Raw genomic sequence first — 24,199 nt, forward strand, 5'->3', positions numbered from 1 at the left:
ATGGCACCGGCCACCACACGGGTGGCCGGTGCGGGGTACATCAGGCGGCGACGATGTTCACGATCTTGCCGGGCACGATGATGATCTTGCGCACCGTCAGGCCTTCCATGAACTTGGCCGCGTTGGGCTCGGCCAGGGCCAGTGCCTCGACCTGCTCGCGCGCGGCGTCGGCCGCCACGTCGATGGTGCCACGCAGCTTGCCGTTGACCTGCACGGCCAGGGTCAGCGCGTCGCGTACCAGTGCACCGGCATCGGCCTGCGGGAACGGCTGGTCTTCCAGAAGGGTCTCGCCATGGCCCAGCACCTGCCACAGGGCATGGCTGGCATGCGGGGTGATCGGGTTGAGCAGCAGCACGATGGCCTGCAGCGCTTCCTGGCGCACCGCACGGCCCTGCTCGCTGCCATCCTCGAACTTGGCCAGCGCGTTCATCAGTTCCATCACCGCGGCAATGGCGGTGTTGAAGCTGTGGCGGCGGCCGTAGTCGTCACCGACCTTGCCGATGGTCTCGTGGGTCTTGCGGCGCAATGCCTTCTGATTGGCGTCCAGCGCGGCCACGTCCAGCGCCGGGGCGGCACCGTCGGCAGCGTGCTTCTGCACCTGGGCCCACAGGCGGCGCAGGAAACGAGCCATGCCGTCCACGCCGGCTTCGTTCCACTCCAGCGACTGTTCCGGCGGCGCGGCGAACATCGAGAACAGGCGGACGGTGTCGGCGCCGTACTTGCCGACCATCGCCTGCGGGTCCACGCCGTTGTTCTTCGACTTGGACATCTTCTCGGTGCCGCCAACCACCACCGGCTGGCCGTCGGCGATCAGGGTGGCGCCGGTGATGCGGCCGCGCTCGTCGCGCTGCACTTCCACATCGGCCGGATTGATCCAGTCCTTCGAGCCATCCGGGTTCGGGCGGTAATAGGTTTCAGCAATCACCATGCCCTGGCACAGCAGATTGCGCGCCGGTTCGTTGCTGTCCACCATCCGCGCGTCGCGCAGCAGCTTGTGATAGAAGCGGAAATACATCAGGTGCAGGATCGCGTGCTCGATACCACCGATGTACTGGTCCACCGGCAGCCAGTAGTTGCCGCGCTTGTCGACGGCGTCACGGGCACCCGGCGAGGTGTAGCGGGCGTAGTACCAGCTCGACTCCATGAAGGTGTCGAAGGTATCGGTCTCGCGCTCGGCCGCCCCCCCGCAGTCCGGGCAGGTGGTCTTGCGCCATTCCGGATCGGTCTTGATCGGCGAACCGGTACCCGAGAACGCAACGTCCTCCGGCAGCACCACCGGCAGCTGCTCTTCCGGCACCGGCACCGCACCGCACTTGGCGCAGTAGATCACCGGAATCGGGCAACCCCAGTAGCGCTGGCGGCTCACGCCCCAGTCGCGCAGGCGGTAGTTGACGCGGCGCTGGCCCTGGGCCTTGCGCTCGAATCGTTCGGCCAAGGCTTCGAAGGCGCCCTGGAAATCCAGGCCATCGAACTCGGCCGAGTTGACCAGCTCGAAGGCACGGCTCTTGTCGCTGTACCAGTCCTGCCAGCGGCTGCCATCCCAGGTGCGCTCTTCTTCGGTGCGCGCATCCTTCAGCGCGATCACCTGTTTGATCGGCAGGCCGTACTTGTTGGCCACTTCGTTGTCGCGCTGGTCATGGCCCGGCACGGCCATCACCGCGCCGGTGCCGTAGCCCATCAGCACGAAGTTGGCGACCCAGACCGGCACCGGCTCGCCGGTGACCGGATGCAGCGCGCGCAGGCCGGTATCCATGCCGCGCTTTTCCTGGGTTTCCAGCTCGGCCTCGGACACGCCGCCCTGCTTCAGGTCGGCCAGCATCGCCGCCAGCTCCGGGTTGTTCTTCGCCGCATGCAGCGCCAGCGGATGTTCGGCGGCGATCGACACGAAGGTCACACCCATCACCGTGTCCGGGCGGGTGGTGAACACGCGCAGCGGGTCCAGCGCGCTGCCGTCGACATCGCGCACGTCGAACTGGATTTCCAGACCCTCGGAACGGCCGATCCAGTTGCGCTGCATGGTCTTGACCGATTCCGGCCAGCCGTCCAGCTCATCCAGGCCGTCCAGCAGCTCCTGGGCGTAGTCGGTGATGCGCAGGAACCACTGCGGGATCTCGCGCTTCTCGACCAGCGCGCCGGAGCGCCAGCCGCGGCCGTCGATGACCTGCTCGTTGGCCAGCACGGTCTGGTCGACCGGATCCCAGTTCACCACCGCGTTGCGGCGGTAAGCCAGACCCTTGCGCATCAGGCGGGTGAACATGCGCTGCTCATGGACGTAATAGTCCGGGCGGCAGGTGGCGAACTCGCGCGACCAGTCAATGGCATAGCCCAGCGACTGCAGCTGGCTGCGCATGTGGTCGATGTTCTTGTAGGTCCACGCCGCCGGCGCGGTCTTGTTCTTGATCGCCGCGTTTTCCGCCGGCAGGCCGAACGCGTCCCAGCCCATCGGCTGCAGCACGTTGTGGCCGGTCATGCGCTTGTAGCGGCTGATCACGTCGCCAATGGTGTAGTTGCGCACGTGGCCCATGTGCAGCGCACCGGACGGATACGGAAGCATCGACAGGCAGTAGTACTTCGGCTTGTCCGAGGCTTCATCGACCTCGAAGGCACGGGTAGCGTCCCAGTACTTCTGGGCGGCGGATTCAACCTGCTGCGGATCGTAAACGTTGGGTTCGACGCTGGTCATGTAACACGCGGTTGCGGCGGCAAAGCGGTACAGCGTACCGCAGTGCGGCAAATGGCTCCAATCCTGCCCGTCGACCGCCGGCGCCGATTGCGCGCGGAGCCAGTCTCAGCGCGGCCGCGACAACGGCAGGGCCAGGGCCAGCCAGCCCGCCCAGCAGGCGAACGCAAGCCGTTGTGCCAGTGGCGCCGGCAGCACGCCCTGAAGGGCAAACGCCGCCAGCGCGGCCAGCACGCCACAGGCGAGCGCCACTGCGCCCAGCGCGCGGCCATGCCCCTGGCGCACCTGCGACGTGCCCAGCAACAGGGTCCCGGCGACAAAACCCAGCACCCAGATCATCCAGGCGCTGGCATGCAGCTGGCTGGCTGGCCCGTGCAGGTCGTCCACATCCAGCGGCAGCAGCCCCATCGCTGCGAACGCCAACCCGGCCAGCAGCAGCATCTGGCTACCCACCCGCGGCGCCCAGCCGGCGGTTGCCGGCAGCCCGCGGCGCAGGCACTCGGCCACAACCACCGCCAGCAGCCCTGGCAGCACGAAGCCCAGCAGATTGAAGGCCAGCGCATGCGGCACCCCCTGTGCCCCCAGCAGTGCTACCGGGTGGCGGGCCTGCGCGTAGCCGTCCAGGCCAGCGCCGAAACCGAGCACCGCCAGCACGAACAGCAGCGCGGCGACCAGGCCGGACAGGCGCAGCAACGGGGACAGGGACGACATGCAGGCTCCGGAAAGAACAGCGACAGGAAGGCTGCATTGTCAGGCATTTACTACAACCCGGGTTGAGACCGGCATCGATCGTCACCATAGAATCGGTCTCCAGACGCCAAACGATGCTTCCCCCCATGACCGAGACGACCTACGTATTCGACGCCACCACTGCGACCTTCGAGGCCGAAGTCCTGCAGAAGTCGCTGCAGACGCCGGTACTGGTCGACTTCTGGGCCACCTGGTGCGGGCCGTGCAAGACCCTGGGGCCGATGCTGGAAAAGCTGGCCGCCGAATACAACGGCGCCTTCGAGCTGGCCAAGGTCGATGTCGACAAGGAACAGCAGATCGCGGCCGCCTTCCAGATCCGCTCGGTGCCGACCGTGTTCCTGGTCAAGGGCGGCCAGCTGGTGGACGGCTTCCCGGGTGCCATTCCGGAAGGCCAGCTGCGTGAATTCCTGGCCCAGCACGGCATCGTGCCGGCCGACATCGGCGACGCCGTCGCCGAAGACGAAGCCCCGCTGGACCCGCAGGCGCAGGTGGACGTGCTGCGCGCGCAGATCGCCGCCGAGCCGGACAAGGACGAGCTGAAGCTCGACCTGGCGTTGGCCCTGCTGCAGATCGGTGGCGTCGATGAAGCCAGCCTGCTGATTGACGGCCTGCCCGCCAACCTGTCCACCGACGACCGGGCCGTGCGTGCACGCGCCCGGCTGGCCTTCGCCTCGGCCCTGAAGGACGCCCCGGCGGCTGAAGTGCTGGACGCCCGCATCGCTGCCGATGGCAAGGACCTCAAGGCGCGCCACCTGCGCGGCGTACAGCTGCTGCTCGGTGGCCACGACGAAGCCGCGCTGGCCCAGTTCCTGGAAATGCTGCGGATCGACCGCACATTCGAGGACGGACTGCCGCGCAAGGCCCTGATCGACGCCTTCAATGTGATCTCCGACGAGGACCTGGTCGGCCAGTACCGTCGCCGGATGGCTTCCCTGCTGTTCTGAACGGGAGCCGGGTTCGTTCAGAATCCCTGCACTGAACGCGGGCAATAATGCGCGGGATGGCGGCCGTACGGCCGCCACGATCCGTTCGGGGGGATGAGGTCGGGGCCATGGGGTCTTGCAGCTGCGCCCCCGCATTGCCGGGATTGCAAACTGTGACCTTCGTCCGCTCGCTGTCGTTCGCCATGCGCTTCCAGGGCGCGCTGCTCTGCGCTCTTCTCTTCCTGCCGGCCATCGCCGCCGCCCAGGACTGGAACTACCGGGTCCGTCCCGGCGATACCCTGTGGGATCTGGGAGGCCTGTACCTCAAGCCCTCGGTGCGCTGGCAGCAGCTGCAACAGCACAACCGCATCGACAACCCCTACCAGCTGCCGCCGGGCCAGCTGCTGCGCTTCCCGATCAGCTGGCTGCGCATCGAACCGGCACCTGCCCGCGTGCTGTCGGTGCGCGGCAAGGTCGAATTGTCCGGCGCCGATGGCAGCGCCACGCGCGCGATACTCGCCGGGGAACAACTTCGCATCGGTGACACCGTGCAGACCGAAGGCGACTCCAGCGTCACGCTTGAATTCGCCGACGCCTCGCGCCTGCAGCTGCGCGAGTATTCCCGGCTGCGCCTGGACCAGCTGAGCCGCTACGGCCACACCGGCATGGTCGATACCCGTCTGCGCCTGCAGCAGGGCCGCGCCAGCAACCGGGTGACACCTGCCCGTGGCCCGGCCTCCCGCTACATCATCGACGCACCTACGGCGACCAGCAGCGTGCGCGGTACCGTATTCCGGGTCAGCGCCGGTGACACCGGCCACGTAGCTGCCACCGAGGTACTGCAGGGCAAGGTGCAGGTCGGCAACACCCACGGCAAACGCCTGGTCCAGCCTGGGCAGGCCAGCCGCAGCATCAGCGCCGATGCCGCACCGGACGCTGTCTCCGCCCTTCTTCCAGCGCCGCAGCTGCGCAGCGACGATGTGCGCCTGGCGCCCCTGCCGACCCTGCTCGCGTGGGACCCTGTCGACGGCGCCGCGCGCTACCGCGTTGAAGTGGTGCAGGCAGCGACGCCGGAAATCCTGCTGTTTGCCGCCACCACTGCCGACACCCGGCTGGCGATCGGTGACCTGCCCCCCGGCCAGTTGCGCATCCTGTTGCGCGCCGTGGATGCGCAGGGCGTGGAAGGCCTCGACGCCAGCGCCGATTTCGAACTCAGCGACCAGCCCCCGCCGCCGCTCACCGTGACCCCCCTGCATGGGCAGACCGTCAACAGCGACCGCCCGCGCTTCCGTTGGAGCCAGGCGCCGGGCGCGCGCAGCAGCGTGCTGCAGATCGCCGCCGAGCCGAGCTTCGTGCAGCCGCTGCAGGAACAGAGCACCCAAGGCACCGACCTGCGCCTGGCGCAGCCGCTGCCGCCCGGCGAGTACTTCTGGCGGGTGGCGTCGCGCGATGGCAACGGCCACCAGGGCCGTTACGGCCAGGCCCTGCCCCTGCAACTGAGCAATGAACCGGTCGACCCTGCCCTGCAGCCGCCTGAAGCCGCGCATGGCGAGCTGACCCTGCGCTGGCAGGCCGGCAGCGAAGGCCAGCGCTACAGGGTGCAGGTGGACCGTCGTGGCGATTTCAGGACGCCCCTGGTCGACCAGACCGTGAGCGAGCCGCAGGTCAGCTTCAAGCGGCCGTGGAGCGGCACCCTGCATGTGCGTGTGCAGTACATCGACGACGACGGTCATGCGGGCGAGTACTCACCGGCCCAGCAGATCAAGCTGCCCTGCCGCCTGTGCTACGGCGCCGGTGGTGGCGCCCTGCTGCTGTTGCTGTTGTTATGAGGCGCTCGCCGCTGCCGTGGTCGAAGCGGATCCTGCTGGCACTGCTGGCCGGCGTGCTGACGGTGATCGCCAGCCAGGGCCAATGGCTGTGGCGGCAGGACGAAGCCGCCTATGACGCCATGGTCGGCAACTGGGACTACCGCCCCGACCCCAGCGTGCTGATCGTGGCCATCGACGAGGGCAGCCTGCAGCGCATCGGCCAATGGCCCTGGCCCCGCTCGATCCATGCCCGCCTGCTGGACCGGCTGACCGACGCCGGTGCCGAGCGCGTCGCACTGGACCTGATGCTGTCCGAACCTGATCGACGCGACAGCCGCCAGGACGATGAACTGGCCGCAGCGATCCGACGCAATGGCCGGGTGGTGCTGCCGGTGCTCGCGGCGCCCGCCGCCGGCGACCGCATGGCCGAGGAAATGCTGCCGATTCCGCAGATCGCGGCCAGTGCCGCGGCGATCGGCCATACCGACGTGGAAGTGGATGGCGATGGCGTCGCACGCGGTGTGTATCTGCATGCGGGCATCGGCCAGGCTCACTGGCCGGCACTGGGCCTGGCGCTGGCCGCCCTACCGCCGGGCGCGGTGCACGGCCTGCCCGACCCTGATCCGGAGATCGGTTCGCCCTACCAATGGCGGCGCAACGACTACGTGCGCGTGCGCTATGCCGGGCCGCCCGAGCGCCTGCCACAGGTGTCCTATGCCGACGTGCTGGATGGTCACGTGGACATGGCGATGCTGCATGGCCGCCGCATCGTGGTAGGCATGACCGCCAGCGGCATCGCACCGCGGCTGCTGACCCCGACCACCCGCGAGTTCTGGATGAGCGGCAGTGAGTACCAGGCCAACATCGCGTCGATGCTGCTGCAGCACAAGCAGATCGATCTGCTGCCCCGCCTCTGGCAGCACGCCATCAGCGGCGTGCTGGTGGCGCTGTGCGTGATCCTGCTCGGCCTGCGCCTGCCATGGCTTGCTGCGCTGTGCTCGCTGCCGCTTCCACCGCTGCTGAGCTGGTTGCTGTTGCGCGCCGGCGACCTGTGGTGGGCACCGGCCAGCGCAATGCTGGGCATCCTGCTGGTGCTGCTGGCCTGGGCGACCTGGCGGGTCTCGGCCTGGCACCGCCTGGCCAATCGCGATGCGCTGACCGGTCTCGGCAATCGCCTGCGCTTCGAGCAGTCGCTGCAACAGGAATGCGATGCCGCGCGACGCAGTGGCAAATCCCTGAGCCTCGCGCTGATCGACGTTGACCATTTCAAGCGCCACAACGACCGCCACGGGCATCAGGTCGGTGACCGCGTGCTGCGCGATGTCGCCCGCCTGATCGGTGCACATGCGCGACGTCCACGCGACATGGCCGCGCGCTACGGTGGCGATGAGTTCGCACTGGTGCTGCCGGATACCCCGGCCGAAGGCGCACGCCAGGTCATCGAGGACCTGATCGCCTGCGTGCGTGCACTACCGGCGCCCGGTGACGGCAGCGAAGCAGGCGTCACCCTCACCATCGGCGTGTTCACCCGCGTACCCGACGGCACGCTGCAACCGCACCATTTCGTCGAGGGCGCCGACACCGCGTTGTACCAGGCCAAGGCCAACGGCCGCGACGGGTATGTGATCGACGGCGAGGCATGACCCTCGCCGCCCGGGGGTGCAACATACGCATGCGAATGGTTAGACTGGACACCTCGCCCTGCGCCCCCGGACCCGCATGAACGCCCGCCTGTTCCGCTTCGGCATCAATCTCTGGCCGCCGTTCCTGTTCACCGGCATCCACGTCACCCGCATCACGCCGGACTACCGGCAGATCGATGTCGAACTGCGCCTGCGACCATGGAACCGCAACTACGTCGGTACCCACTTCGGTGGCAGCCTGTTCGCGATGACCGATCCGTTCTGGATGCTCGGCCTGCTGCACATCCTCGGCCGCGACTACTACGTGTGGGACCGCGCCGGCGCCATCGACTTCCTCAAGCCGGGCCGTGGCATCGTGCGGACGTCGTTCCGCATCGACGACGCGCTGCTGGACGAACTGCGCGCGGAAGCGGCCAGTGGCGAGAAGGTGCTGCGCTGGTTCAGCAACGACGTGATCGATGAGAGCGGCGAGGTGGTCGCCCAGGTCCGCAAGCAGGTCTATCTGCGCCTGAAGCCACACGCACGCTGATCATCGCTGGGACGCTATCCTCTGGCCTCTGCCATGGAGGCCCCGATGCGCCCGTACACCCTTGCTGCACTGCTGAGCACCCTGCCGTGCGCGGCCCATGCGCTGGACCTGCCGCCGGTGCAGTACCCGACGCTGCCGGCACAGGCTGCCACTGCCGCCGGCTTCGTGCCCAACGGCTGGACGCTTGAATCCAGCATCGAAGGCGATCTCGACCAGGATGGCCGCGCTGATCTGGTCCTGGTACTGCGCCAGCAGGACCCGCGCAACGTCATCGAACACGATGGCTTCGGCCCCTCGCCGCATGACAGCAACCCGCGCATTCTCGCCGTGGCATGGTCACGGCCAACCGGCTATGTGCTGGCGGTGCAGGACCATCAGCTGATTCCGCGCCCGGAGAACCCGGTGATGAGCGATCCGCTTGAAGAAGGGGGTGTCAGCATCCAGCGTGGCACGTTGAAGGTCGCGCTGTTTTCATTCGCCAGCGCCGGAAGCTGGTCGATGGGTACCACCGCCTTCACTTTCCGCTGGCAGGACGGCGCGTTCGCGCTGATCGGCTACGACCAGGATTCGGTGATGCGCAATTCCGGAAAGACCGAATCGCTGAGCGTGAACTTCTCCACGCGCAAGGTAAGGCGCGCCGAAGGCAGCATCGAGAACGACAAGGACAGCGTGCGCTGGCAGCCACTGCACGGCACCCGTCGCTGGACGCTGCAGACGGTCGGCGATGGCTGGGCATTCGATCCGCAGGCCGGCACCGACTGAGCCACAGCTCAGTCGCGGGCAGCGGCGGTTGCGCCGGCGCCAGCCACCAGCGGTACGGACAACCACGGGCTCTCAGCGTTGCCACGCGGCGGCGAACGACGCGGCACCTGCAGATGGCGGCCATCGGCGGACAGCTGCGGCGACCGCACCGGCGAGCGGAACTGCGCCGGCAACCGCTGCAGCGCCTCAGCCGGATCTTCCGCCTGCTGCCGCAACCAGCGCTGTGCGCCCAGCAGGCGCAGCATTGCCGCCGCATCCTGGGACCGTGACGAATACGCGGGATAGACCGGCGCGGCGATCTCGGTCAGCACGCACCCCATCACATTGGACAGGCAACCGAAATCCCGCTGCGGCGGCGCCTGTACCGGCAGCGGCCGATCAGCCTCCAGCGCCGCCATCGCGGCTGCACCACAGGCCCAGCCAAGATTGCCGGCCGCGCGCGCCAACGTGCTGCTCCGATCCAGTACCAGGACGCCGCCAAATTCCTGGGCCGAAGACTCGATCGCCGCCCGGCTCATCGCATACTCGCCTTGCATGGCACGGCACAGGCTCTGTTCCTCGGCCCGCAGCGGCTGCATGGCCTGTTCGCATACCGCGGGCAACGGATGGCCGGCAGGCAGTTCGACCAGCATGTCGGCCAGCAGCTGGGCATTGGCCTGCACCAGGCTGGCACCGATGATGCTCTCGACCAGATAACTGCTGCCGGGCACCAGCCGCCGGCCCAGCTGCAGGCCACGGCAGGCGCCACGCAGAGCACCGTCGATATCGCCCTGCACGTACGCCAGCGCGCGTGCACTGGTGGCGTCCATCACCACGCCATAGGCCGGCAACGGGACCAGAATGCCCTCGCCCTTCGGCGGAAACGGCGACATGAAGTAGTCCGCTTCGGCCAGCTGATCCAGCCGCGCATGCAACTGCTGGTGGCCGGCGTGGGCCTCCACGAAGCGTTGCGGGTCCGCGCGGACCTGGGCGAGGCAGCCGCTGGCGGCCGGCCCGCAACTGGCACCGGGCCGCGAGTGCAGCTCGGCATGGTTGGCCACCAGGTGTGTCCGGCCGCCGCCTCCACCGTGTGGGTCGGCCTCCCAGCGCCGTACATCCTCGGCCAGCGCCTGCTCGCGCTGCTGGGCATCCAGGTCGTCGAATGGCAGCGTCCACAACAAGGCATAACCGTTGTGCCCGGTCGCCGGCAGGCGTGCTTCCAGTCGCTGCTGCGCCTGCAGCCGCGATTCGGGTACCGGCCACATGCGCGAGGCGCACCACACCACGATGGCCAGCACCAGCAGGCCTGCCAGGGTCCAGCCCAGTCCGCGCAGAATCTTCAACACAGCTTCCCTTCCATGTGCCGTTGCCGCAGTCGATTTCCCAGCGTAATCGACCTGCAGTGACCGCTACAATGCGCGCATGTCGCTCGAAGCCCCCGCCCTGGTCCCCCGCCCCTCCCTGCAGCGCCTGTTCCTGACCGGCCTGCTCACCCTGCTGCCGATCTGGCTGACCTGGGTCGTGGTCAAGTTCGTGTTCGTGCTGCTGTCGGGCATTTCCAGCCCGCTGGTGGTGCCGCTGTCCGAACAGATCGCAACCAGCTTCCCGCACTATCTGGGCTGGGTCCGCGCCGAGTGGATCCAGGACACCATCGCCCTGCTGGCCACCCTGCTGGTGATCCTGGCGGTGGGCGTGGCCAGTCGCCGCGTGCTTGGCCAGCGCCTGCTGCGCTGGGTCGGCGCGGTCATCAAGCGCATCCCCCTGGCCAGCATCATCTACGACAGTGCCAAGAAGCTGCTGGACATGCTGCAGACCGAGCCGGGCAGCACCCAGCGCGTGGTGCTGATCGACTTCCCGCATCGCGACATGAAATCGGTCGGGCTGGTCACCCGCGTGATCAAGGAACACGGCACCGACCGTGAGCTGGCCGCGGTGTACGTGCCGACCACGCCGAACCCGACCTCGGGCTACCTGGAAATCGTGCCGGTGGAACTGCTGACCCCGACCGACTGGACCGTCGACCAGGCCATGAGCTTCATCATTTCCGGCGGTGCCGTGGCGCCGTCCAGCGTGCCATTCACCCGCGCCGGCGAACGCACCGAATGACCCCGGCGCCGATCGAGCGCCCGCTGCAGGACCGCGCGGTCCTGCTGTTCATCGTGCTGGCCGCGTTCTTCTGCGGCAATGCGGTGCTGGCCGAGCTGATCGGGGTGAAGATCTTCGCGCTGGAAGACACCCTCGGCATCGCTCCACTGAACTGGAACCTGTTCGGCCAGACCGGCTCGCTCAGCTTCACCGCCGGCACCCTGCTGTGGCCGGTGGTGTTCATCATGACCGACACCATCAACGAGTTCTTCGGCAAGCGCGGCGTGCGCTTCATCTCGTGGCTGGCGGTGGTGCTGATCGGCTACGGCTTCCTGTTCGCCTTCGCCGCCATTTCACTGGCGCCGGCCAGCTGGTGGGTCACGTCGATGGATGGCCACGGCGTGCCCGATTACCAGGCCGCGTTCGCAGCCGTGTTCGGCCAGGGCATGTGGACCATCGCCGGTTCGCTGGTGGCCTTCCTGCTCGGCCAGCTGATCGACGTGGCCGTGTTCCATCGCATCCGCCAGGCGACCGGTGAGCGCCACGTGTGGCTGCGTGCGACCGGATCGACCGCGATCTCGCAGGTGGTGGACAGCTTCGTGGTGATCTGGATCGCCTTCGTGCTGGGCCCGCAACACTGGCCGACCTCGCTGTTCCTGGCGGTCAGCAGCGTCAACTACATCTACAAGATGGGTTTTGCGATCGCACTGATTCCGTTGCTGTACCTGATGCGGCGTGCCATCACCCGCTACCTGGGTGCCGAGCGGGCCGCATCGTTGCGGGCTGCAGCTGCGGCTGACTGAAGCCCCAGCAGCGGAACGCTGACTGGGCCTTCACGCTGGCCGTACGCGCGCGGATCGTGCAAGCTCCACGGTCTGTGTTCCACGGAAGCTTCTTGATGCCGTATTCCCCCCGCGTCCTGGCCGCCGCCATTGCCGCGTTGTTCCTGTTCAGCGCCGTACCGTCGGCCGAAGCAGCGAAAAAGAAGGCCAGCCGCCCTGCCGCCGCGCAGACCCGCCAGGCCGCCAAGCCCAAGGCCCGGCCCGCCCGCGCCACCGCGCCGGCCCGTGGCAGTTCGGCGCGCCGCGCCGCGCCGCGTCCGGCCGCAGCGGCCCGGGCCGTGCCCAAGCAGGTGCAGCTGGAGCGCCTGTACGACGAATACTGGGATGCCTCGATGCGGTTGAATCCGCTGCAGGCAACCTTCCAGGGCGAGGCCCGCTACAACGACCAGCTGCCCAACATCCTGTCCGCCGCGTGGCGCCAGCAATCGCACGACTTCACCACCGAGTGGCTGGGCAAGGTCGAGAAACTCGGCAGCGACGGCCTGCAGGGCCAGGACCTGCTCAGCTACGAGATCTTCGTGCGCGATGCGCGCGCCTCGCTGGCCGCCGAACGCTATCCGAGCTGGATGATGCCGATCAGCCAGTACTACAACGTCGGCAGCATCATGGCGATCCTCGGCGCGGGCGCCGGCGCACAGCCGTTCAACACCGTGCAGGACTACGACACCTGGTCGCGTCGCTCGCTGGGCATTCCCGAGCTGTTCGACCAGGCCATCGACAACATGCGCCAGGGCATGAAGGCCGGCGTGGTGCAGCCGCGCGACCTGATGGAGAAGGTGCTGCCGCAGCTGGATGCGGTCATCAAGCCGACTGCTGAAGAGAGCATCTTCTGGTCGCCGATCCGCACCATGCCCAACACCATCGCGGCCGAGGACAAGGCGCGCATCAGCGCCGAGTACAAGCGCATGATCGAGCTGCGCATCATGCCAGCCTATCGCGCCCTGCGCGGTTTCATCGCCACCGAATACCTGCCGGCCACGCGCACCAGCAGCGGCCTGGGCGCACTGCCCGATGGCCAGGCCTGGTACGCCAACCTGATCGTGCAGACCACGGCCAGCGACCAGACCGCCGCGCAGCTGCACGCACTGGGCGAACAGCGCGTGCAAGAACTGCAGGCGCAGATCGCCACCGTGATGAAGGATGCCAAGCTGCGTGGCACGCCGTCCAAGCTGTTGCGCAGCATGCGCAACGATCGCCAGTTCCAGTACGGTGACGCCAACGCATTGATCAACCGCTACCGCCAGGTGCAGCAGCAGGTCAACGCACGCCTGCCGCAGGTGCTCGATACCCTGCCCAAGTCCACGCTGGACGTGCGCGCAGTGGAACCGGAGCGTGCGCTGACCGCTGCAGCAGCGGCCTACCAGCCGTCTGCGGCCGGGCAACCGGGCGTGCTGTACGTAAACACCCGCGACCTGCCCAGCCGCAAGCGCTGGAACGTGCCGGTGCAGTACCTGCATGAAGCAATCCCCGGCCACCATGTGCAGCTGGGCCTGCAGCAGGAGCTGGCCAAGCTGCCGCGCTTCCGCCGCCTCGGTGGCGACCTCGCCTTCGTCGAAGGCTGGGGGCTGTATGCCGAAACGCTGGGTGAGAACCTCGGCATCTACACCGATCCCTACGACCGCATCGGCTACCTGTATTCGCGCCTGCTGCGCGCTGCCCGCGTGGTGGCCGACACCGGCGTGAACGCCCAGGGCTGGAGCAAGCAGCAGGCCGTGGCCTACCTGCAGAAGACCGTGGACATGAGCAATGACGACGCCAACGCCGAAGTCGAGCGGATCATGGCCCAGCCCGGCCAGGCGCTGTCCAACGTGGCCGGCCTGACCACCATTGTCGCCCTGCGCGACAAGGCCAAGGCACGCCAGGGCGCCGCCTTCGACCTGCGCCGCTTCCACGCCGAACTGCTGAAGGACGGCTCGATGCCGCTGGACGTGCTGGACCGCAAGATGGAACGCTGGATGGCGCAGCCCGCCAGCACCACACCTGCCCCTTCACCCTGACCCTTCCGGAGCCGCCATGCGCCCTGCCGTCGCCCTGCTCGCCGTCGTGCTGGGCCTGATGCCAGTGGCGGGCTCCGCCGCACCGGTGCTGACCCCACCAGATGCGGGCGTCGACGGCCTGATGCAGGCCTACGACGGTCAGGTACCCGGCGCTGCGGTACTGGTACTGCACGACGGGCAACCGGTATTCCGCCGCGGCTACGGCCTGGCGGTAGTGGAAGACGGTACTGCGGTCACCGCGGCCAGCAACTTCCGGCTGGCCTCGGTCAGCAAGCAGTTCACCGCTGCGGCAGTGCTGCTGCTGGTGGAAGACGGCCGGCTCGGGCTGGAGCAGCCCGCCCGCCAGTGGCTGCCCGAGCTGCCGCCGGCAGCGGCGGCCATCACCCTGCGCCAGCTCCTGTCGCATACCAGCGGCCTGCTCGACTACGAAGACCTGATGAATCCGGCTGACACTCGGCAGGTGCACGACGCCGACGTGCTGACCCTCCTGTCGCACGAGGACCGCCTGAATTTCGCACCCGGCACGCAGTACCGCTACAGCAACAGCGGCTACGCGCTGTTGGCACTGATCGTCGGCCGTGCTTCCGGCCAGGATTTCGCCACGTTCCTGCAGCAGCGCATCTTCCGCCCACTGGGCATGGCGCATACCGTGGCCCACCAGGACGGCGTGGACACGGTCGTCGCACGCGCCTATGGCTACAGCCGGATCGATGGCCGCTGGCAGCGCACCGACCAGAGCACCACCAGCGCCGTACTGGGAGACGGCGGGATCTATTCCTCGCTGGACGACCTCGCCCGCTGGGATGCGTCGCTGTACGACGACCGCCTGCTGTCGAAGGCCTCGCGCCGGGCGATGTTCAGCCCGGCCACGACCACATCGGAACCGGACGTGCCGCATTACGGTTTCGGCTGGCGCCTGAACGGCCAGGTGCAATGGCACAGCGGCGAGAGCATCGGCTTCCGCAACGTGATCGTGCGCCACCCGGAAAAGCATCTGACCGTGATCGTGTTGACCAACCGCAACGATCCCGAACCCTATCCGCTGGCGCAGAAGATCGTCCAGCGCTGGCTGGACACCCTGCAATGACCCCCGGTTCCGACGCCCTGCTGGGCATCCACCACGCTGCGCTGATCTGCAGCGACTACGCACGCTCGAAGGACTTCTACGTGCGCATCCTCGGCCTGCGCGTGCTGGCCGAGAACCATCGCGCCGCGCGCGACTCCTGGAAGCTGGACCTGGCCCTGCCCGACGGCGGCCAGCTGGAACTGTTCTCCTTCCCCTCACCACCACCGCGCCCCAGCCGCCCCGAAGCCCAGGGCCTGCGCCACCTCGCGTTCCGGGTGGCTGCACTGGAACCCTTCATCCAGCGCCTGGCCGCGTATGGCGTCGCCTGCGAACCGATCCGCGTGGACGAGTACACCGGCCGCCGTTTCACCTTCTTCGCCGATCCGGATGGCCTGCCGCTGGAGCTGTACGAAGTCGGTTGAGCGTTTTTCAATCGAGATTCATCCATGCATGGCATGGATCTACGTGTCGACCAAGGTCGACACCCACCAAGAGCAGGCCGTTCCATTCCGGCAGATCGCAGGACTCTGTCGAAGGCGGGGCGGGTCCGTTTGCGGGGGCGTGAGCCGCATGGATGCGGCGACCGAGCTTACAGGGACGTACTTGCAGCCCCCCCGCAAACGGGCCCGCCCCGCCATCCCACGGAATCCCGCCGTTGCTGTTGCCGTTGCCTCTGCAGGTGCAGGGCGCAGCCCTGCAACGCCCCCCCTTCCCCATACCCCGCCGAATGGGTATACAGTCGACCCGTACCGGCACCGTGCCGGAATGAACCCTGGGAGGGGACCATGCGCAAGACCTTCAAGACCCTGCTGCTGGCACTGCCGCTGTGCCTGGCCGCGCTCTCGGCGCAGGCCGCCGATGGCGCCGCCGGCCGCTGGAAGACCATCGACGACAAGACCGGCAAGGTGAAGTCGATCGTCGAGATCACCCAGGCCGCCAACGGCACGCTGACCGGCAAGGTGGTCGACATCCTGCACTCGGACAAGGGCCCGAACCCGGTCTGCGACGGCTGTGAAGGCGCCAACAAGAACAAGCCCGTGAAGGGCATGACCATCCTCTGGAACCTCAAGGCCGACGGCGCCAACAAGTGGTCCGGCGGCACCATCCTCGATCCGGCCAATGGCAAGACCTACAAGTCGAAGATGGAACTGCAGCCCGGCGGCACCAGGCTTGACGTGTCCGGCTGCATCGCCTTCATCTGCCGCGCGCAGACCTGGCAGCGCGAGTAAGCGCCCCGCCCCCCCGCTTCACCCCCGTGACCCGGCCCCGGCCGGGTCACCTCGTTGCGGGCATGCGATACTCTGCGGTTCCCCTCGGCTTCACCCCGCGACCATGACCCGTACCGCGCTCGTCACCACCGCCCTGCCCTACGCCAACGGCCCGCTGCACCTGGGCCACCTGGTCGGCTACATCCAGGCCGACATCTGGGTGCGTGCACGGCGAATGAGCGGCGGCAAGGCCTGGTTCGTCTGCGCCGACGACACCCACGGCACGCCGATCATGCTGGCCGCGGAGAAGGCCGGGGTCACCCCGGAAACCTTCATCGCCAACATCCAGGCCAGCCACGAACGTGACTTCGCCGCCTTCGGCGTGGCCTTCGACCACTACGACTCGACCAATTCGGCGGCCAACAAGGCGCTGACCGAGCAGTTCTACCTGAAGCTGGAAGCGGCCGGCCACATCAGCCGCCGTTCGGTGGCGCAGTTCTACGACCCGGCCAAGGGCATGTTCCTGCCCGACCGCTACGTCAAGGGCATCTGCCCGAACTGCGGCAGCCCCGACCAGTACGGCGACAACTGCGAAGTCTGCGGCGCCACCTATGCGCCGACCGACCTGAAGGAACCGCGTTCGGTGATCTCCGGTGCCACGCCGGAAATGCGCGATTCGGAGCACTTCTTCTTCGAGGTGGGCCACTTCGACGCGTTCCTGCGCGAATGGCTGGCCGGCGACGTCGCCCTGCCGGGCGTGAAGGCCAAGCTCGGTGAGTGGCTCAATGCCGAAGGTGGCCTGCGCGCGTGGGACATCTCGCGCGATGCACCGTACTTCGGTTTCCAGATTCCCGGCCAGCCGGGCAAGTACTTCTACGTCTGGCTGGACGCGCCGATCGGCTACCTGTCCAGCTTCCAGACCCTGTGCGGCAAGCTCGGCGAAGACTTCGAAGCGCACCTGCGCGCCGGTACCGGCACCGAGCTGCACCACTTCATCGGCAAGGACATCGTCAACTTCCACGGCCTGTTCTGGCCGGCGGTGCTGCACGGTACCGGCCACCGCGCGCCGACCCGCCTGCACGTCAACGGCTACCTGACCGTGGACGGCGCCAAGATGAGCAAGTCGCGCGGCACCTTCGTGATGGCCCGCACCTTCCTCGACGCTGGGCTGGAACCGGAAGCGCTGCGCTACTACTACGCCGCCAAGTCCGGCGGTGGCGTCGACGATCTCGACCTGAACCTGGGTGACTTCATCGCCCGCGTCAACGCCGACCTGGTCGGCAAGTTCGTCAACCTGGCCAGCCGCTGCGCCGGCTTCATCAGCAAGCGCTTCGACGGCCAGCTGGCCGCGCAGCTGCCTGATGCCGCGCAGTACCAGCGCTTCGTCGACGGCCTGGCGCCGATCCGTGAGGCCTACGAGCGCAACGACCCAGCCGCGGCGATCCGCCTGACCATGACCCTGGCCGACGAAGCCAACCGCTACATCGACGACGTCAAGCCGTGGGTCATCGCCAAGCAGGAAGGCGCCGACGCGCAGCTGCAGGCCGTGTGCAGCCAGGGCCTGAACCTGTTCCGCGTGCTGGTCACCGCATTGAAGCCGGTGCTGCCGGCCACCGCCGCGCAGGCCGAGGCCTTCCTGGCCGCGCCGGTCAACGACTGGACCGAACTGGCGCAGCCGCTGCTGGGCCACCGCATCACCGACTACACCCCGCTGTTCACCCGTATCGACCCGAAGAAGATTGACGCCATGATCGATGCCTCCAAGGACACCCTGCAGCCGGCCGCTGCCGCCGCCCCCGCCGCCAAGACCGAAGCGGTCAAGCCGGCCGCCTCGGCCCCGGCCAAGGACGACGCAAAGAGCGCCGACGCCCCGGCCTACATCGGCATCGACGATTTCGCCAAGCTCGACCTGCGCATCGGCAAGGTGCTGGTCTGCGAGTTCGTGGAAGGTTCGGACAAGCTGCTGCGCTTCGAACTGGACGCCGGCGAGCTGGGCAAGCGCCAGATCTTCTCCGGCATCCGCGGCAGCTACGGCGAGCCGGAAACGCTGGTTGGCCGCAGCGTGGTGTTCATCGCCAACCTGGCCCCGCGCAAGATGCGCTTCGGCCTGAGCGAAGGCATGATCCTGTCGGCCGGTTTCGACGGCGGCGCACTGGCGCTGCTGGACGCTGACAGCGGCGCACAGCCGGGCATGCCGGTCCGCTGATGCCCGCAGCGGGCGTGGTTGCGGCCACGCCCGCCGGCAGCACCGGCCACCGGAGGCAACGCGATGGGAGGCAACGGAATGGAACTGGCGCTGTTCGACTTCGACCACACCGTGACCACCTGCGATACCTACGGCCGTTTCCTGCGCCGCGTGGCCACCGCCGAACAGCTGGCACAGGCGTGGTGGAAGATTGGTCCCTGGCTGGCCGCGTACAAGCTGAAACTGATCTCGGCCGAGCGCATCCGCGCGCGCGTCACCCGTTTGACCTTCAGCGACCGCCACAGCGATGACATCGCCACGCTGGCCGCCGGCTTCTCGCGTGAGTTCCTGCCCGACGTGGTGCGCCCGGAAATGCTGGAGCAGATCCGCTGGCACAAGGAACAGCAGCACACCGTGGTGATCGTGTCCGGCTCGCTGGACCTGTACCTGCGGCCATGGTGCGAACAGCTGGGCCTGCAGTTGATCTGCAACCGGCTGGAAAGCCAGGACGGCCGCCTCACAGGCCGTTATGCCGGTGGCGACTGTGGCCCGCGCAAGGTCGAGCACATCCGTCGCCAGTTCGACCTGTCGCGCTACGTGCGCATCCATGCCTACGGTGACAGTTCCGAAGACAAGCCGATGCTGGCGCTGGCCCACGAGCGCTGGTTCCGTGGCAAACCCCTGAAATGACCCCAACGCGCAGCCTTCGCCACGCATGAGCCTGATCCCGCCCCTGACCGAACGCCTCGACCGCCTGCTGCCGCAGACCCAATGCGGGCAATGCGGCTACGACGGCTGCCGCCCGTACGCGCAGGCCATGGCTCGCGGCGAAGCAGGCGTGGACCACTGCCCGCCGGGCGGAGATACCGGTGCGCGCGCACTGGCGCAGGTGCTCGGAGTACCTGCCATTCCCTTCGATCGATCGCGCGGCGAGCACAAGGCGCCGCAGGTGGCGTTGATCGTGGAAGCCGACTGCATCGGCTGTACCAAGTGCATCCAGGCCTGCCCGGTGGACGCCATCGTCGGCGGCGCCAAGTACATGCACACGGTAATCGCCGATCTGTGCACCGGCTGCGAGCTGTGCATCCCGCCATGCCCGGTGGACTGCATCGAGCTGGTGCCGCTGTAACGGGGTCAGATCCCCTTTCCTGAGCGAAAAGGATCTGACCCCATTCAATCGTTACGGTACTGCTGCCGTCACCACGATCTCGACCTTCCAGTCAGCGTGGGCCAGCTTGGCCTCGACTGTGGCACGTGCCGGGGTCGCGCCTTCAACCACCCACTCGTCCCACGCCTTGTTCATGCCGTCGAAGTCGGCCATGTCGGCCAGGAACACTTCGGCGCGCAGCACGTGCTGGCGGTCACTGGCGACCAGCGCCAGCAGCTTGTCGATCTCCGCCAGCACCTGCCGGGTCTGGCCGGTGATGTCCTGGCTGGTGTCTTCCGGAATCTGGCCGGAGAGGTAGGCGACCTTGTTGTATACGGTCATTTCGGACATGCGCGGTCCGACGTCGTAACGCTCCATCATGGGCGTGGCTCCTGCGGTTGATCAGGCCTGCATTGTCCTCCAAACCGGTCGACGGTGGGTGCACGGGTACCCTCCGCGACACGTCACTACCGGGCTCCGACGGCCCCACTGGTCAAATGACGATGACAGGCGCACGATGCGCCACGCCCGCGTTGACACCGCCCTCGCCCCTCCTGCCGCACCCTTGCGCCGATGACCGCCCCCGTCGATTCCACCACTGCCCCTTCCACGCCAACCTGGAAGCGGGTTGCCACCATCGTCATCCCGCTGCTGATCCTCGCCCTGGCCCTGCACGGCCTGGCCAATGAGTTCGACGAGCACGGCTATCGTGCGATCCGCCAGGCGTTCCGGCAGCTCAGCGGCACGCAGATCGCGCTCACCGTGGTACTCGGCCTGGCCAGTTACGCCTGCCTGATCGGCTTCGATGCCATCGGCCTGCGTCGCAGCGGCATCCGCGTGCACCCCGCGCGCGTCGGCATCACCGCTTTCCTTGCGCACACGCTGGGCCAGACCGTGGGCTTTGCCGCGTTGACCGGTGGCGCGGTGCGCCTGCGCGGCTACCGCAGCGCCGGCCTGGACCTGGCGCAGATTGGCCAGGTGGTGCTGATGAGCACGCTCGGTTTCGTATTCGGTGCATGGCTGTTGATCAGCGTGGCCCTGTGCATGGAACCGGCGGCGGCAGCGTTGGCATTGCCCTTGAATCCCGATGCCGTGCGCATCGTCGGCATCGTCGCCCTGCTCGCCTATCTCGGCACCGTGCTGCTGGTCGGCCGCGATGGACGGCAGTTCAGCGTGTTCGGTCACGCCTTGTGGCTGCCCGACCGCCGCACCATGATCGGTGTCACCGTACTCAGCGTCATCGAGCTGGTGCTGGCCAGTGCCGCGTTCTACGTGCTGCTGCCGGACTCCACGCCGACCGGCCTTCCGGGCTTCGTCGGCCTCTACCTGGTGGCAGTGCTGGCCGGCCTGGTCTCCACCGTGCCCGCAGGCCTGGGTGTGTTCGAGTGGAGCCTGCTGAAGCTGTTGCCGCAGGTGGCACCGGCAGCGGTGCTGGCGGCAGCGCTGATCTACCGCGTCACCTACTACGTGCTGCCGCTGGTGCTGGCCACCCTGCTCGCCCTTGCGCCCGCCCTGCGTCAGCCGCTGCAGGCCAGCGCCGGGGCAACCCGTGCCGGCTGGAACGCGCTGCGCCCGTGGCTGCCGCAGATCATCGCACTGGCGGTGTTCAGCATCGGCGCCGCGCTGGTCATCGACGGCACGCTGCCGACGCCGCGCCGTCATCTGGTCAACGCCTCGCTGCCGATCCTCGAAACCTCGCACCTGATCGGCAGTCTCAGCGGCGTCGCCCTGCTGCTGATCGGCCAGGGCCTCGCCCGGCGCAGCCACGCCGCGTGGATGCTGGCGATGGCGGTGTGCGTGATCACCCCGCTGCCGCTGTGGCTGCGTGGTGGCCAACTGTTGATCGCCCTCTCGGCGGTGCTGGTGGCGATGGCACTGTGGGCCGCACGTCGCGAGTTCTACCGCCAGGGCGCGCTGCTGGACGAAGCCTGGTCGTGGCCGTGGCTGCGCAACCTCGGCCTGGTGCTGGTGGCGGTCACCTGGCTGCTGTTCTTCACCTACAGTCATGTCGAATACCAGAACGAGTTGTGGTGGCAGTTCGCGGTGTCGGGCAACGCACCACGCGCGCTGCGCGCGTTGCTGGTGGTGGCCATCGCGCTGGTGATGTTCGGCCTGGCGCGGCTGCTGCATAGCACGCGCAGCCCACTGCCGGCCGCCGACGAAGCCACGCTGCAATCGCTGGCACCGGTGCTGGCGGGTGCTACGGACACCCAGGCCTGTCTGGTACTGACCGCCGACAAGGCAGTGCTGCGTGACGACGCCAGGCTGGGCTTCGTGATGATGCAGCGCTATGGTGGCTCGCTGATCGCAATGGGCGATCCAGTCGGCCCGCCGGGCGTCGCCCGTGCACTGATCTGGCGCTTCCGCGAAGAAGCCGACCGGCTTGGCCTGCGTCCGGTCTTCTACCAGGTCGGCGAGACGTACTGGCAGACCTATCTCGACCTGGGCCTGGGCCTGGTCAAACTGGGCGAAGAAGCGATGGTGCCTCTGCACGACTTCGGCCTGGAAGGTCGCGAACGTGCAGACCTGCGCCAGGCCTGGAACCGGGGCAAGCGCGGCGGCCTGTCCTTCCGCGTGGCACCGGTGGAGGAGATTCCCAGCCTGCTGCCGCGCCTGCACGCAATTTCCAATGCATGGCTGGAAGACAAGGCCGGCGATGAGAAGGGCTTCTCGCTGGGCAGCTACGACCCGGATTACCTGGTGCGCTTCCCGGTAGCGCTGGTCGAGGCCGAAGGCCAGATCGTGGCGTTCGCCAACCTGTGGCAGGCACCGGCCGGCGCCGAGCTGTCGGTCGACCTGATGCGCCACGTCAACGAAGCACCGAAGGGCACGATGGACTTCCTCTTCATCGAACTGTTCCTGTGGGGCCGCGCGCAGGGTTATGCGCGTTTCTCGCTGGGCATGGCGCCGCTGTCCGGGCTGGCCCAGCATCGCCTGGCCGGTCGCTGGAACCGCCTGGCCGGCCTGCTGGCGCGGCATGGCGAACGCTTCTATGGCTTCAGTGGCCTGCGCCGCTTCAAGTCGAAGTTCGATCCGCAGTGGCGGCCGCGCTATCTGGCGGCGCCCGGCGGCATGCATCTGCCGGCCGCGCTGCTGGATGCCACGCGCCTGATCTCGCTGGATCCGCGGCGGAATTGAAGCCGCGATGCGTCGGGCATGGCTCGACGCTACCCGGCTCGTTCTGGTGGGTGCGAACCGTTGGTTCGCACGCGCTCCGGTTTACATGCCGCCCTTGAGGATCACTTCAGCCAGGCGATCGTAGTCACCCCCGAAATGGTGATCGCCCGGCAGCTTCACCTTTCTCACGCCATCATTGGCCGGCAGGTCCGGGCACAGTGCGTCCTCATCCTTGTCGCCGTACACGCACAGCGTTTTCTCCGCCGGCAGCCTGGCCACTTCCGGCGCGATCGGCAGGCCGTCGCCGCCACCGCCCAGCCAGTTGCTGACATGGAATTCGAAGTCGGCCTTCCTGCCCACCGACAGCAGCACGATGCGCTCCAGCGCCTCGCGGGTACCGGCGTCGAGCTGGTTGATCGTGGCCGGCAGCACGTCGGCGCCCTGCGAGAAACCAATCAGCATCACCTTGTCTCGGTGCCACTGCTGGCGGTAGTGGTCGATGATCTTCTGCAGGTCGCCCGCAAAGCCCTTCGGTGTGCGCTCGCTCCAGAAGTAGCGCAGCGAATCGATGCCGACTACCGCCACGCCATGCTCATTGAGTGACGACGCCACGTTCTTGTCCAGGCCAGCCCAGCCACCGTCGCCGGAGACGAACACCGCCAGCGTATCGCCGTTGCCGGTCGCCGGCATTTCCACCACCGGCAGGCCCTTCAGTGCAGCAGGCGGGGGTGCCAGGCTGACGCCGGCCTGCGCGCCGATCACCCGTGCCGCAGCCACCAGGCCCGGTGACGCATCACCGCGCGCAGTACGCTTGAACTCGCGCGCCATGGCGACCTGCTGCACGAACTGGTTGGCCTGGCCCACCTTGCAGCCGTGATCACCTGCCGCGCTCAACCACGGAAAATTCAGTTCGGCCGGCTGCAGCCTGTTGTGCTTCACACCATCGCCGCAGACCATGCGCTGGTGGTTGTGGTCCGGGCAGAAGCCGGTGGTGAGTACACCGGCGAACACCTGGGTATCGGCCTGCGCCGCGAGCGAATAGGCCATCTCGGCACCTTCGCCATCACCGCCGACCAGCGGCAGGTGGTAGCCGGGCAGATGCAGCGAGGCCTGCAACCAGCGTGAGAAATTCTCGACGTCACCGGAACCGAACGAACAGGTCGGGTCCCCCTCGCGCTTGAGCACACCGCGCAGGTGCGCAATGTCCACTGCCGCGACCAGCGCGCCATCGGCACGCAGGGCCTCGATCGGCAGGCGGCTGGTGTCACCGCCAGCCGTGGGTTCATGGAACCAGATCACCACCCGTTGCGGCGTGCCGGCCGGCATGTGCACCGGAATCTGCTCGAACCGCCCATGGCTGAACTGCTGCGGGGTCACTGCCGCCGTCGCCGGCAGCGCGGCCAGCGCCAGTACCACACCCATTGCCCTGCCCAGCCCTGCACGCTTCATATCGCATCCCCGATGGAATGCGCACACGA

Annotated in this window: 20 protein-coding genes; 15 read left to right on the forward strand and 5 right to left on the reverse strand. The window is 67.8% G+C overall.

Annotation, left to right across the window (positions count from 1 at the left end; all coding sequences use genetic code 11):
* Nucleotides 1–40: 40 nt before the first annotated feature.
* Both leuS and AC13FN_RS11165 read right to left on the reverse strand, forming a co-directional pair.
* Nucleotides 41–2,683, reverse strand: coding sequence for a leucine--tRNA ligase (gene leuS / locus AC13FN_RS11160; protein ID WP_049437364.1), 2,643 nt, complete (start codon nt 2,681–2,683; stop codon nt 41–43).
* A 105-nt stretch (nt 2,684–2,788) separates the two neighbouring features.
* Nucleotides 2,789–3,391, reverse strand: coding sequence for a DUF998 domain-containing protein (locus AC13FN_RS11165; RefSeq protein WP_043402710.1), 603 nt, complete (start codon nt 3,389–3,391; stop codon nt 2,789–2,791).
* 125 nt (nt 3,392–3,516) lie between these two features.
* Between AC13FN_RS11165 and trxA the strand changes: the two genes are divergently transcribed.
* The 5 genes from trxA (at nt 3,517) to AC13FN_RS11190 (ending at nt 9,095) form a co-directional block, all read left to right on the forward strand.
* Nucleotides 3,517–4,374, forward strand: coding sequence for a thioredoxin (gene trxA / locus AC13FN_RS11170; RefSeq protein ID WP_049437354.1), 858 nt, complete (start codon nt 3,517–3,519; stop codon nt 4,372–4,374).
* A gap of 107 nt (nt 4,375–4,481) precedes the next feature.
* Nucleotides 4,482–6,182, forward strand: a complete 1,701-nt coding sequence (locus tag AC13FN_RS11175; protein ID WP_329761047.1) for a FecR family protein — start codon at nt 4,482–4,484, stop codon at nt 6,180–6,182.
* A complete protein-coding gene (locus AC13FN_RS11180) occupies nt 6,179–7,804 on the forward strand; it encodes a CHASE2 domain-containing protein (protein ID WP_197645842.1) in 1,626 nt (541 codons plus the stop codon). Before AC13FN_RS11175 ends, AC13FN_RS11180 begins: the two co-directional genes overlap by 4 nt.
* Nucleotides 7,805–7,880: 76 nt before the next feature.
* The gene (locus tag AC13FN_RS11185) at nt 7,881–8,333 is read left to right on the forward strand and encodes a DUF4442 domain-containing protein (protein WP_010482929.1); all 453 of its coding nucleotides are present in this window, start codon (nt 7,881–7,883) and stop codon (nt 8,331–8,333) included.
* 45 nt (nt 8,334–8,378) lie between these two features.
* Nucleotides 8,379–9,095, forward strand: coding sequence for a hypothetical protein (locus AC13FN_RS11190; RefSeq protein WP_049437358.1), 717 nt, complete (start codon nt 8,379–8,381; stop codon nt 9,093–9,095).
* Nucleotides 9,096–9,103: 8 nt separating this feature from the next.
* Here the strand turns inward: AC13FN_RS11190 and AC13FN_RS11195 are convergent, their stop codons facing one another.
* A complete protein-coding gene (locus AC13FN_RS11195) occupies nt 9,104–10,420 on the reverse strand; it encodes a hypothetical protein (RefSeq protein ID WP_049437360.1) in 1,317 nt (438 codons plus the stop codon).
* A gap of 76 nt (nt 10,421–10,496) precedes the next feature.
* Here AC13FN_RS11195 and AC13FN_RS11200 point away from each other — a divergent pair, with 76 nt between their 5' ends.
* From AC13FN_RS11200 to rnfB, 9 genes are all read left to right on the forward strand, one after another.
* Nucleotides 10,497–11,180: a DUF502 domain-containing protein gene (locus AC13FN_RS11200; protein ID WP_054172268.1), complete on the forward strand. Its 684-nt coding sequence runs from the start codon at nt 10,497–10,499 to the stop codon at nt 11,178–11,180.
* Nucleotides 11,177–11,962: a queuosine precursor transporter gene (locus AC13FN_RS11205; RefSeq protein WP_049437362.1), complete on the forward strand. Its 786-nt coding sequence runs from the start codon at nt 11,177–11,179 to the stop codon at nt 11,960–11,962. Before AC13FN_RS11200 ends, AC13FN_RS11205 begins: the two co-directional genes overlap by 4 nt.
* Before the next feature lie 95 nt (nt 11,963–12,057).
* On the forward strand, nt 12,058–13,998 hold the full coding sequence (locus AC13FN_RS11210; RefSeq protein WP_217013921.1) for a DUF885 domain-containing protein: 1,941 nt from the start codon (nt 12,058–12,060) through the stop codon (nt 13,996–13,998).
* A 16-nt stretch (nt 13,999–14,014) separates the two neighbouring features.
* Entirely contained in the window at nt 14,015–15,085 is a 1,071-nt protein-coding gene (locus tag AC13FN_RS11215) for a serine hydrolase domain-containing protein (protein ID WP_478415155.1), read from the forward strand.
* Entirely contained in the window at nt 15,082–15,486 is a 405-nt protein-coding gene (gene gloA2, locus AC13FN_RS11220; RefSeq protein ID WP_054172273.1) for an SMU1112c/YaeR family gloxylase I-like metalloprotein, read from the forward strand. The genes AC13FN_RS11215 and gloA2 overlap by 4 nt, the downstream gene beginning before the upstream one ends.
* 363 nt (nt 15,487–15,849) lie before the next feature.
* Nucleotides 15,850–16,293 (forward strand): DUF2147 domain-containing protein, encoded by a 444-nt coding sequence (locus AC13FN_RS11225; RefSeq protein ID WP_049426799.1) that lies wholly within the window; start codon nt 15,850–15,852, stop codon nt 16,291–16,293.
* Between the two features lie 103 nt (nt 16,294–16,396).
* Nucleotides 16,397–18,478, forward strand: a complete 2,082-nt coding sequence (metG, locus tag AC13FN_RS11230; RefSeq protein WP_478415156.1) for a methionine--tRNA ligase — start codon at nt 16,397–16,399, stop codon at nt 18,476–18,478.
* A gap of 78 nt (nt 18,479–18,556) precedes the next feature.
* The gene (locus AC13FN_RS11235; protein WP_010482899.1) at nt 18,557–19,147 is read left to right on the forward strand and encodes an HAD family hydrolase; all 591 of its coding nucleotides are present in this window, start codon (nt 18,557–18,559) and stop codon (nt 19,145–19,147) included.
* Between the two features lie 25 nt (nt 19,148–19,172).
* Nucleotides 19,173–19,586 carry an Rnf electron transport complex subunit RnfB gene (rnfB, locus tag AC13FN_RS11240; protein WP_053091869.1) on the forward strand — a complete coding sequence of 138 codons (414 nt, stop codon included), beginning with the start codon at nt 19,173–19,175 and terminating at the stop codon, nt 19,584–19,586.
* Nucleotides 19,587–19,637: 51 nt separating this feature from the next.
* Here the strand turns inward: rnfB and AC13FN_RS11245 are convergent, their stop codons facing one another.
* Nucleotides 19,638–19,985, reverse strand: a complete 348-nt coding sequence (locus AC13FN_RS11245; protein WP_005410556.1) for a RidA family protein — start codon at nt 19,983–19,985, stop codon at nt 19,638–19,640.
* 192 nt (nt 19,986–20,177) lie between these two features.
* Between AC13FN_RS11245 and mprF the strand changes: the two genes are divergently transcribed.
* Nucleotides 20,178–22,742, forward strand: a complete 2,565-nt coding sequence (gene mprF / locus AC13FN_RS11250) for a bifunctional lysylphosphatidylglycerol flippase/synthetase MprF (RefSeq protein ID WP_482984860.1) — start codon at nt 20,178–20,180, stop codon at nt 22,740–22,742.
* An 81-nt stretch (nt 22,743–22,823) separates the two neighbouring features.
* Here the strand turns inward: mprF and AC13FN_RS11255 are convergent, their stop codons facing one another.
* Nucleotides 22,824–24,170, reverse strand: coding sequence for an AcvB/VirJ family lysyl-phosphatidylglycerol hydrolase (locus AC13FN_RS11255; RefSeq protein WP_053092141.1), 1,347 nt, complete (start codon nt 24,168–24,170; stop codon nt 22,824–22,826).
* Nucleotides 24,171–24,199 lie beyond the last annotated feature (29 nt).

It is taken from the genome of Stenotrophomonas sp. 115C5 (assembly GCF_056861055.1).

Coding starts and splice junctions, on each gene's coding strand:
- AC13FN_RS11235 (WP_010482899.1), top strand. CDS start 18,557: ATGGAACTGGCGCTGTTCGACTTCGACCACACCGTGACCACCTGCGAT.
- AC13FN_RS11190 (WP_049437358.1), top strand. CDS start 8,379: ATGCGCCCGTACACCCTTGCTGCACTGCTGAGCACCCTGCCGTGCGCG.
- AC13FN_RS11245 (WP_005410556.1), bottom strand. CDS start 19,985: ATGATGGAGCGTTACGACGTCGGACCGCGCATGTCCGAAATGACCGTA.
- AC13FN_RS11175 (WP_329761047.1), top strand. CDS start 4,482: ATGGGGTCTTGCAGCTGCGCCCCCGCATTGCCGGGATTGCAAACTGTG.
- AC13FN_RS11200 (WP_054172268.1), top strand. CDS start 10,497: ATGTCGCTCGAAGCCCCCGCCCTGGTCCCCCGCCCCTCCCTGCAGCGC.
- mprF (WP_482984860.1), top strand. CDS start 20,178: ATGACCGCCCCCGTCGATTCCACCACTGCCCCTTCCACGCCAACCTGG.
- gloA2 (WP_054172273.1), top strand. CDS start 15,082: ATGACCCCCGGTTCCGACGCCCTGCTGGGCATCCACCACGCTGCGCTG.
- AC13FN_RS11180 (WP_197645842.1), top strand. CDS start 6,179: ATGAGGCGCTCGCCGCTGCCGTGGTCGAAGCGGATCCTGCTGGCACTG.
- rnfB (WP_053091869.1), top strand. CDS start 19,173: ATGAGCCTGATCCCGCCCCTGACCGAACGCCTCGACCGCCTGCTGCCG.
- AC13FN_RS11210 (WP_217013921.1), top strand. CDS start 12,058: ATGCCGTATTCCCCCCGCGTCCTGGCCGCCGCCATTGCCGCGTTGTTC.
- AC13FN_RS11205 (WP_049437362.1), top strand. CDS start 11,177: ATGACCCCGGCGCCGATCGAGCGCCCGCTGCAGGACCGCGCGGTCCTG.
- AC13FN_RS11225 (WP_049426799.1), top strand. CDS start 15,850: ATGCGCAAGACCTTCAAGACCCTGCTGCTGGCACTGCCGCTGTGCCTG.
- AC13FN_RS11165 (WP_043402710.1), bottom strand. CDS start 3,391: ATGTCGTCCCTGTCCCCGTTGCTGCGCCTGTCCGGCCTGGTCGCCGCG.
- metG (WP_478415156.1), top strand. CDS start 16,397: ATGACCCGTACCGCGCTCGTCACCACCGCCCTGCCCTACGCCAACGGC.
- AC13FN_RS11185 (WP_010482929.1), top strand. CDS start 7,881: ATGAACGCCCGCCTGTTCCGCTTCGGCATCAATCTCTGGCCGCCGTTC.
- leuS (WP_049437364.1), bottom strand. CDS start 2,683: ATGACCAGCGTCGAACCCAACGTTTACGATCCGCAGCAGGTTGAATCC.
- AC13FN_RS11215 (WP_478415155.1), top strand. CDS start 14,015: ATGCGCCCTGCCGTCGCCCTGCTCGCCGTCGTGCTGGGCCTGATGCCA.
- AC13FN_RS11255 (WP_053092141.1), bottom strand. CDS start 24,170: ATGAAGCGTGCAGGGCTGGGCAGGGCAATGGGTGTGGTACTGGCGCTG.
- trxA (WP_049437354.1), top strand. CDS start 3,517: ATGACCGAGACGACCTACGTATTCGACGCCACCACTGCGACCTTCGAG.